This is a genomic window from Streptomyces sp. JW3 (assembly GCF_052216785.1).
Taxonomy (GTDB): Bacteria; Actinomycetota; Actinomycetes; order Streptomycetales; family Streptomycetaceae; genus Streptomyces.
Genome location: NZ_JBQOUX010000035.1, coordinates 59,128 through 67,982, shown reverse-complemented (window position 1 = coordinate 67,982; position 8,855 = coordinate 59,128). Strand labels below are relative to the sequence as shown.

General features: G+C 72.7%; 8 protein-coding genes and 1 other RNA gene. 6 read left to right on the top strand and 3 right to left on the bottom strand.

Annotation, left to right across the window (positions count from 1 at the left end):
• Positions 1 to 65 precede the first annotated feature (65 nt).
• A complete protein-coding gene (locus ACTT8P_RS16700; RefSeq protein ID WP_442832426.1) occupies positions 66 to 260 on the bottom strand; it encodes a hypothetical protein in 195 nt (64 codons plus the stop codon).
• Between the two features lie 249 nt (positions 261 to 509).
• On the opposite strand from ACTT8P_RS16700, the gene ftsE reads away from it, so the two are divergent.
• From ftsE to ssrA, 5 genes are all read left to right on the top strand, one after another.
• Positions 510 to 1,199, top strand: a complete 690-nt coding sequence (ftsE, locus tag ACTT8P_RS16695) for a cell division ATP-binding protein FtsE (RefSeq protein ID WP_215166898.1) — start codon at positions 510 to 512, stop codon at positions 1,197 to 1,199.
• A gap of 51 nt (positions 1,200 to 1,250) precedes the next feature.
• Complete coding sequence (ftsX, locus tag ACTT8P_RS16690) at positions 1,251 to 2,168, top strand: permease-like cell division protein FtsX (protein ID WP_361159884.1); 918 nt, start codon at positions 1,251 to 1,253, stop codon at positions 2,166 to 2,168.
• A gap of 68 nt (positions 2,169 to 2,236) precedes the next feature.
• Entirely contained in the window at positions 2,237 to 3,436 is a 1,200-nt protein-coding gene (locus ACTT8P_RS16685) for a S41 family peptidase (RefSeq protein ID WP_442832425.1), read from the top strand.
• Positions 3,437 to 3,510: 74 nt separating this feature from the next.
• A complete protein-coding gene (gene smpB, locus ACTT8P_RS16680) occupies positions 3,511 to 4,053 on the top strand; it encodes an SsrA-binding protein SmpB (RefSeq protein WP_442832429.1) in 543 nt (180 codons plus the stop codon).
• Between the two features lie 106 nt (positions 4,054 to 4,159).
• Positions 4,160 to 4,559: a transfer-messenger RNA gene (gene ssrA / locus ACTT8P_RS16675) on the top strand.
• Between the two features lie 48 nt (positions 4,560 to 4,607).
• On the opposite strand, the gene ACTT8P_RS16670 is transcribed toward ssrA, so the two are convergent.
• Positions 4,608 to 5,648 carry a LacI family DNA-binding transcriptional regulator gene (locus ACTT8P_RS16670; RefSeq protein ID WP_442832424.1) on the bottom strand — a complete coding sequence of 347 codons (1,041 nt, stop codon included), beginning with the start codon at positions 5,646 to 5,648 and terminating at the stop codon, positions 4,608 to 4,610.
• A gap of 280 nt (positions 5,649 to 5,928) precedes the next feature.
• Positions 5,929 to 7,302 (bottom strand): MFS transporter, encoded by a 1,374-nt coding sequence (locus ACTT8P_RS16665; protein ID WP_442832423.1) that lies wholly within the window; start codon positions 7,300 to 7,302, stop codon positions 5,929 to 5,931.
• 84 nt (positions 7,303 to 7,386) lie between these two features.
• Between ACTT8P_RS16665 and ACTT8P_RS16660 the strand changes: the two genes are divergently transcribed.
• Positions 7,387 to 8,352 carry a LysR family transcriptional regulator gene (locus ACTT8P_RS16660; RefSeq protein ID WP_442832422.1) on the top strand — a complete coding sequence of 322 codons (966 nt, stop codon included), beginning with the start codon at positions 7,387 to 7,389 and terminating at the stop codon, positions 8,350 to 8,352.
• Positions 8,353 to 8,855: the final 503 nt, after the last annotated feature.

The window sequence follows — 8,855 nt, the reverse complement described above, 5'->3', positions numbered from 1 at the left end:
GGCCCGGAGCGTACGTACGGCGCTCCGGGCCCCTCGGCCGTTCTGCTCTGCTCTCCTGGGGCCCGCTAGGCGGTCTGGTGGGCCAGCAGGGCTACCGCCGCCACCAGCAGCACGGCCAGCGCGACCAGCGTCATCGGGGTCAGACCCGCGAGGAAGCCGTTCTGCTGCTGCATCCGCTCGCGGTTCGCCCGGCACACCGGGCAGCGGCCCTCGCTCACGGGCGCCGCGCAGTTCGCGCACACCAACCGGTCGTACGTCATGCGCTCGCCCTCCTAGCACCGGTCTCCACCTACCCACAACGCCCGCGGCACCGCGAACGTTCCCCTTCCACTGTGCCAGGTTCCGCGCGTCGCTGCGCGTGCTCCCGCCGAGGACGGTGTACGCACCGCCCGCCCAGATAACGCGGACATAACGCGCAACCATGACGCAACCCCGACCGGTGACTGCGGGCCCATACCCACTTCGCGTATGGTCACGCTCATCTACCCCCGGCTACCCGTGGTGCACCCGTGATCCGATTCGACAACGTCTCCAAGGCCTACCCCAAACAGAACCGCCCCGCCCTCAGGGATGTCTCCCTGGAGGTGGAGAAGGGCGAGTTCGTCTTCCTGGTGGGGTCCTCCGGCTCCGGTAAGTCCACCTTCCTGCGGCTGGTCCTGCGCGAGGAACGGGCGAGCCACGGCCAGGTGCACGTCCTCGGCAAGGACCTGGCCCGTCTGTCCAACTGGAAGGTGCCGCACATGCGCCGCCAGCTGGGGACGGTGTTCCAGGACTTCCGTCTGCTGCCCAACAAGACGGTCGGCGAGAACGTGGCCTTCGCCCAGGAGGTCATCGGCAAGTCCCGCGGCGAGATCCGCAAGTCCGTGCCCCAGGTGCTCGACCTGGTCGGGCTCGGCGGCAAGGAGGACCGCATGCCGGGCGAGCTGTCCGGCGGTGAACAGCAGCGCGTGGCCATCGCGCGGGCCTTCGTCAACCGGCCCAAGCTGCTCATCGCCGACGAGCCCACCGGCAACCTCGACCCGCAGACCTCCGTCGGCATCATGAAGCTGCTCGACCGGATCAACCGGACGGGCACCACCGTGATCATGGCGACGCACGACCAGAACATCGTGGACCAGATGCGCAAGCGCGTCATCGAGCTGGAGAAGGGGCGCCTCGTCCGCGACCAGGCGCGCGGTGTCTACGGCTACCAGCACTAGCACCGAGACACCCAGCCGCCCGGCATCCACGGAAAGGCATAAGCAGACGCCATGCGCGCCCAGTTCGTCCTCTCGGAGATCGGTGTAGGTCTCCGCCGCAACCTGACGATGACCTTCGCGGTCATCGTCTCCGTCGCCCTCTCCCTGGCCCTGTTCGGCGGTTCGCTGCTGATGAGCGACCAGGTCAACACCATGAAGGGCTACTGGTACGACAAGGTCAACGTCTCCGTCTTCCTCTGCAACAAGAGCGACGCCGAGTCCGATCCCAACTGCGCCAAGGGCGCGGTGACCGAGGACCAGAAGAAGCAGATCCTCGCCGACCTCGACGAGATGTCGGTCGTCCAGGACGTGACGTACGAGTCGCAGGACGAGGCGTACAAGCACTACAAGGAGCAGTTCGGCGACTCGCCGCTGGCCAGCTCCCTGACGCCGGACCAGATGCAGGAGTCGTACCGGATCAAGCTCAAGGACCCGGAGAAGTACCAGGTGATCGCGACCGCCTTCGACGGGCGGGACGGCGTGCAGTCGGTGCAGGACCAGAAGGGCATCCTGGACAACCTCTTCGAGCTGCTGAACCTGATGAACCGCGCGGCGCTCGGCGTCATGGTCCTCATGCTGGTCGTCGCCCTGCTGCTGATCGTCAACACGGTGCGGGTCTCCGCCTTCAGCCGCCGCCGCGAGACCGGCATCATGCGGCTGGTCGGCGCCTCCGGCTTCTACATCCAGGCGCCGTTCATCATGGAGGCCGCCGTGGCCGGCGTCATCGGCGGTGGCCTGGCGTGCGTGTTCCTGGTCGTGGGGCGGTACTTCACCATCGACCACGGCATGGCCCTGTCCAACAAGCTGACCCTCATCAACTTCGTGGGCTGGGACGCCGTCCTGACCAAGCTGCCGCTGATCCTGGCCGCGAGTGTGCTGATGCCGGCGCTGGCCGCGTTCTTCGCGCTGCGCAAGTACCTGAAGGTGTGACGCACGACAAGAGGGCCGTACGGGCAAGCTCCCGTGCGGCCCTCTCGCCGTGTCCTACACTCACCGGCATGTCAGGTCGAGACCTGTTCTGCCCGCCCCGCCGCGTCCGCCACGGGGCCGCCCTGACGTTGGTGTTCGCCAGTGTTCTGGTGGCCGGCGCGGCCACCGGCTCGCTGCCCGGAGCCGACCGGAACGCGGCGGGCGAAACGTCCGGAGCGGCCCGTACGGCCGGTCCCGCCGGGCCGGCGGCGGCCGCCGGCGCGGACCGGGAGGTGGCGCGGGCGGCCGCCGAGGCGATGGCCGACGGCAAGTCCCCGGTGGAGGCCGCCGAGCGCGCGGTCAGCCGCAGCGGCGACCGCTGGGGTTCGGTCTACTCCCAGGGCGAGTACGCGGAGTTGGAGGAGGCCCTCGACGGCCGGTACACCGGCGTCGGGCTGTCCGCGCGCCGGGAGCGCGGCGGCGCCATCGAGGTGACGAAGGTCCGGCCCGGCTCGCCCGCCGCCGCGGCCGGGGTGCGCGCGGGGGACCGGTTACGCAGCGTCGACGGCGAGCGGGTCGACGGGCGGCCCGTCACCGAGGTCGTCTCGCTGCTGCGCGGCGACGCCACCGACGCGGCGGCCGGCAGCACCGTCCGGCTCGGCCTGGCGCGCGGCACCCGCGCGTGGACCGAGACGGTACGCCGGGCCAGCCTGAGCACCCAGCCGGTGACCGTGCGCCGGCTGGCGAGCGGCGCGAGCGTCGTGCGGATCAGCTCCTTCACCAAGGGCGTCGGCGACCGGGTCCGCGCCGCCGTCCGCGACACGCCGTCCGGCGCCGGTGTCGTCCTCGACCTGCGCGGCAACTCCGGCGGGCTGGTCACCGAGGCGGTCACCGCGGCCTCCGCCTTCCTCGACGGCGGCCTGGTCGCCACCTACGACATCGACGGCGACCAGCGCGCCCTGCACGCCAAGGACGGCGGCGACACCGCCAGGCCCCTGGTCGCGCTCGTCGACGGCGGCACGATGAGCGCGGCCGAGCTGCTCACCGGCGCCCTTCAGGACCGCGGCCGGGCGGTCGTGGTGGGCTCCCGCACCTTCGGCAAGGGCTCGGTGCAGATGCCGAGCCGGCTGCCCGGCGGCTCGGTGGCCGAACTGACCGTCGGCCACTACCGCACCCCCTCCGGGCGCGGCGTCGACGGCACCGGCATCACCCCGGACCTGGAGATCGACCCGGACCGGACCGGCGCCGTGGACCGGGCGGCGGCGCTGCTGAGCGGTCTGGGGCGCTGACCGCGCCGGTCAGGTAATCGACTTCCCCCGGCCCCCCTGCGTAGTGCGAAAATGGGCGGACTATGAGCAAGGGAATGTACGTACCGAAGGAGTCCCAGCCCAAGCAGGGCGGCGGCGGGGGCGGCAAGGGCCGGGACGGCGAGAAGGGCGGCAAGCGCAAGATCGTCGCCCAGAACAAGAAGGCCCGGCACGACTACGCGATCATCGACACCTACGAGGCCGGGATGGTGCTCAGCGGCACCGAGGTCAAGTCGCTGCGGGAGGGCCGGACCTCGCTGACCGACGGGTTCGTCCAGATCGACGGGGGCGAGGCGTGGCTGCACAACGCCCACATCCCCGAGTATCACCAGGGCAGCTGGACCAACCACTCCGCGCGCCGCAAGCGCAAGCTGCTGCTGCACCGGGAGGAGATCGACAAGCTGGAGGCCAAGTCGCAGGAGACCGGGCACACCATCATCCCGCTCGCCCTGTACTTCAAGGATGGCCGGGCCAAGGCGGAGATCGCCCTGGCGCGCGGCAAGAAGGAGTACGACAAGCGCCAGACGCTGAGCGAGAAGCAGGACCGGCGGGAGGCGGAGCGGACCATCTCGGCGATCAAGCGCCGGGAGCGGGGCTGAGCCGCCGGAATAAGCTGGCACGGTCGTGCGTTGGTCACGTACGATGGCACCTGCACCGCTTGGACGGTGCGCTGCTTGAACTGTTGTAAATTAAACACAGCAACATGGGGATGATCGGTTTCGACAGCGGCTGTCGAAGCAGGGGAAGCGTGTCGAGGAAGCGGCCATGATCTCGTAAACCACAGGCCGAAAAAAATAATCGCCAACACCAAGCGCGATTCCTCCCAGCAGGCCTTCGCCCTCGCTGCCTGATCTCAGGTAGCGAAGCGAGCCTCCTACTAAGGGAGTGTCAGCCCGGGGCTGTTCCCGACCCGGATCCTGGCATCAGCTAGGGGACTAAACCTTGATCCCGGTCACGGGGTGAAGAGGGAAACCAAACAGTGACTGAGCCCGTCGGAGACTTGTCCGCGTGATCTCCGGGGCTGAGAAAATCGAAGCGGACTGCACACGGAGAAGCCCTGATTCCGCACCGTTGGACGCGGGTTCGATTCCCGCCATCTCCACAATTCCCATGTGGGCCAAGGCCCCGTCGCCCTCGGGCGGCGGGGCCTTCGTCATGCCGGGGCAGTGCTCGAACGCTCGGTCAGACGCGGCGGGAGCAGGTGTACGCCGGGTGCGGCGGGGCCGCTGATCTCCCGTACCGCCAGGGCCACCGCCCGGGCGCCCAGCTCGGCGGTCGGCACCGTGACCGAGGTGACCGGGGACCGGGGCGCGAGGGCCACCTCGTCCGGGCAGATCGCGGCGACGGAGAGGTCGTCGGGGATACGGCGGCCGAGCCGCTCGAAGGCGTCGATCAGCGGGGCCAGCAGCGGCTCGTTGTGGACGACCACGGCGGTGGGCGCCGGGCGCAGCCGCAGCAGCCGTCCGGCCGTGTCCCGGGCCCGGTCCGGCCCGGTGGCGCTCGGGTGCACGGACGCGGTCAGCCCGGCGCGGGCGGCGGCGGCCGTGAAGCCCCGGACCACCCGGTGCGCGGACGCGGTCCCCCTGGCGTACACCTCCGGCGCCGCGCCGACCAACGCCACCACCCGGTGCCCCAGCTCCGCCAGCCGCACCGCGCACCGCTCACCGGCCGCCCGGTAGTCCAGGTCGACGCAGGTCAGCCCGGCCGGTTCGGCGGGCAGACCGAGCAGTACGGCGGGGCGGCCGCGCAGCGCCGGCAGCCGGGGGTCGCGCAGCCCCACATCGGTCACGATCAGCGCGTCCGCCATGCGGTGCGCGGCCCGGTCGTCGTCCTCGCGGGTGCGGCCGTCGCGGGTGCGGCCGTCGTCCTCGCGGGTGCGGTCGCCGTCCTCGCGGGCGAGGCCGTCGTAGTCGCGGGTGATCAGGAGTACGTCGTGGCCGTGCGCGCGGGCCGCGGTGACCACGGACAGCGCGCGGCCCGCCGGGTCCGGCGGCCCGGCCCCGGGACCCAGCGGGAGCAGCAGCCCCAGTACGCCGGTGGGGGCGCCGGGGTGCGCGCGGTAGCCCAGTTCGCGGGCGGCCGCCTCGACGCGCCGCCGGGTCCCCGCGGAGATCGGGCGCTTGCCGCTGAGCGCGTAGGAGACGGTGCTGGGGGAGACGCCGGCCCGGCGGGCCACGTCGGTGATGCTGACCATCAGCGGGCTGCCGGCATGGTCGGTTCCTCCGGGGGCGTCGGAGCGCTTGGGTCGGAGCGCTTGGACGGAGGAAGGTAGGCGCGGTGGGCACCGGCGTCAATGGGTCGGGCGCGGCGGTTGCGGTGCGTGGGGGCCGGGTGTCGTCGTCGGTGCCGGCAGCAGGGTCGTCGCGGCGGCCGTAGCCGGCCATGGCGGCCGAGTGTTCCACCGTTCAGCCGCCGAGTGCGGTGCCGCGGTGGTGCCGAGTGCGCTGCCGCCGGCGGTGCCGGGTGTGTCGGCGTCAATGGGCCAGGCGCGGCTCCAGGGGCCCGCGGGAGCCGGCCGCCGCCGCCAGGGCCAGCAGCAGCGCCACCGCGGCGGCGGTGACCGGGATGCCGTAGCCGGCCGTGGCGGAGAGGTGTTCCACCGTCCAGCCGCCGAGCGCGCTGCCGCCGGCGATGCCGCCGAGCAGGCCGGTGACCGCCAGCGTCAGGCCCTCGTTGAGGCGGCCCTCGGGGGTGCGCTGCTGGACCAGGGTCATCGTGGTGACCATCGTCGGGGCGGTCGCCATCCCGGCCAGCAGCAGGGCGCCGGCCAGCAGCGGCAGTGATCCGGTGCCGGCCGCCGCGAGCAGCGGCAGGGTCAGCAGGGCGGTCATCGCCGCGACGCACCAGGGCAGCCGGGTGCGGGCCGGCCCGGACAGTCGCAGCGTCCCGAACAGCAGCCCGGCCACGCCCGAACCGGCCGCCTGGAACGCCAGTACCGCACCGGCGGCCGACCGGTGGCCCTGCGCGTCCGCGAACGCGATGGTGACCACCTCCATCGACCCGAACACCGCGCCCGTCGCCAGGCACACCGCGAGCAGCGGGGGGATGCCGGGGGCGCGCAGCGGGGCCTTCCCGGCGGACGCCGGGGGGCGGACCGGCGGTTCGGTGGCGCGCTGGGCGGTGAACAGCAGCATGCCGCCCAGCAGCAGCGCCGCCGCGACCAGCGTGCCCGCCTCCGGGAAGAACGCCGTGCAGACGAAGGCCGCCAGCACCGGGCCGAGCAGGTAGCACAGCTCGTCGGTGGCCTGTTCGAAGGAGTTGGCCGTGTGCAGGGCGGCCGGGTCGCCGCGCAGCAGGTGGTTCCAGCGGGCTCGGGCCATGCCGCCGGTGTTGGGGGTCGCGGCGGTGGCCACCTGGGCGGCGCACAGGGTCCAGTCCGGGGCGCCCCGGCGGACGCAGAGCACCAGGGCGAGCGAGCCGAGGACGGCGACCAGGGCGGCGGGCAGCGCCACCCGGGCCTGCCCGTGCCGGTCGACGAGCCGGGCGATCAGCGGGGCGACCACCGTGGACACCGCCAGCCCGGTCGCGACGACCGCGCCGGCCAGGGCGTACGAGTCCCGGGTCCCGGCGATCATGACGACCGCGCTGACGCTGAACATGCCCTGCGGGAGCCGGGCGACGAGATTCCCGGCGGTGAACGCGCGGGCGCCGGGGACGGCGAGGAGCCGGCGGTACGGGCCGGGCGGGCGATCCCGGGTGTGGGGGCGGGAGCAGGTCTGGGTGCGGGGGCGGAGGTCGGCGGTGACGAGGCTGTCGGCGGTGACGAGGCTGTCGGTGGTGACGGCCATCAGGACGGGGGCGGGGTGGTCGGGGCGGTCGGGGGTGCGGGGCGCGGTCGGTTGCGGCATGGGCAGTACCGTCGCCCGACGCCGGCCGTGGGGTCCAACACCTTCCGCGCACCGATTCACGCACTCTCGTTGTAGATTCGCCGGATGCCCGTTCCCAGTCACCTCGATCCGCGCCTGCTGCGCGGCTTCGTCGCCGTCGCCGAGGAACTCCACTTCACCCGTGCCGCACACCGGCTCTACGTCGCCCAGCAGGCGCTCAGCCGGGACGTGCGGCGGCTCGAACGGGAGCTGGGCGCCGAGCTGTTCGTCCGTTCCACCCGGCAGGTGACCCTCACCGCCGACGGTGCGCGGCTGCTGCCGTACGCCCGCCGGGTGCTCCAGGCGCAGGACGACCTGCTGGCCGCCTTCGGGCCGGCCCGTCCGCTGCTGGTGGACCTCAACTCGCCGGGGCTGGCCACCGGCCGCCGGGTACTGCACCGGGCCCGCGCGCTCGTCCCCGAACTGGAGCTGATGGCCCGCTACGAGAGCGGGCTGACCTGGGCCGCCGCCGAATTGCTCGCGGGGCGGCTGGACGTCTCCTTCGGACGGTTCGCCGGTCTGGCGCCGGCGCTGCGGGCCGGTCTGGAGCAGCAGCCGGTGCGGTACGAGGCGATGGCGGTGCTGCTGCCCGTGGACCACCCGCTGGCGCCGCTGGCTCAGGTGCCGGTGGCCGCGCTGGCGGGCGAGACGGTGTACGCCGGGGCCGGCAACGACCGTACGCCGGAGTGGACCGACCTCGCCCGTCGCCTCTTCGAGGGACGCGGCATCGCGCTGGCGCCCCCGGCCCCGCTTGCGGTCGGCGAAGAGGAGTTCGAACGGCTGATGGCGAAGACGCGGCACCCGGTGCTCGCCGTGACGGGGTTTCCGGCCATGCCGGCGACGGTGGTGCGGCCGCTGGTCGATCCGGTGCCGCTGTCGCCGGTCTCCTTGGTCTGGCGAAAGGGGCTGGTGCATCCGGGGTTGCGGGCGCTGCGGCGGGCGGCGCGGGCGCTCGCCGCGGCGGAAGGGTGGCTGCGGCGGCCCGCCGAGGGATGGATTCCGGACAGTGACGCGGAGGTGATGACGGTCTGACGCTGGGGTGTGGGCGGGGTGTGGGCGTCTCAACAATCGGCACCTGGCCGACACACCGTCTGCCTGTGCGCTACATTCGTCACCTGAGCACTGTGTGGTAATGGGGGCGCTCGAACCCGGTGGGGGCCTGGTTCGCTCGGCAGGTGCTCGGAGTCGCGGCGCACCCGGTACCTGCTCGTTGGGGGGAAGTGCGGCGCGTGGAAAACTGGCAGAAAGACGCCCAACCGGGGTGGCCCGAGGCCGCGTCGGCGACGCGGGAGCTTCCGGAGACGGGGAGCGCGGGGTCCTGGTTCCGCAGAGACGTCGGGGTGCGGGCGGGGGTCGGTGGGGACGGGAACGGTGCCGGTGGTGACAGAAGCGGTACTGCTTCCGACGCCACGGATGTGATGCCGGCCGTTCATGACGCCGCCGACGCGACGGCCGTGGTCCCGGCTGTGCATGATCCCGCCGACGCCACCGCCGTAGTACCGGCCATGCATGACCGTGCCGACGCCACCGCCGTG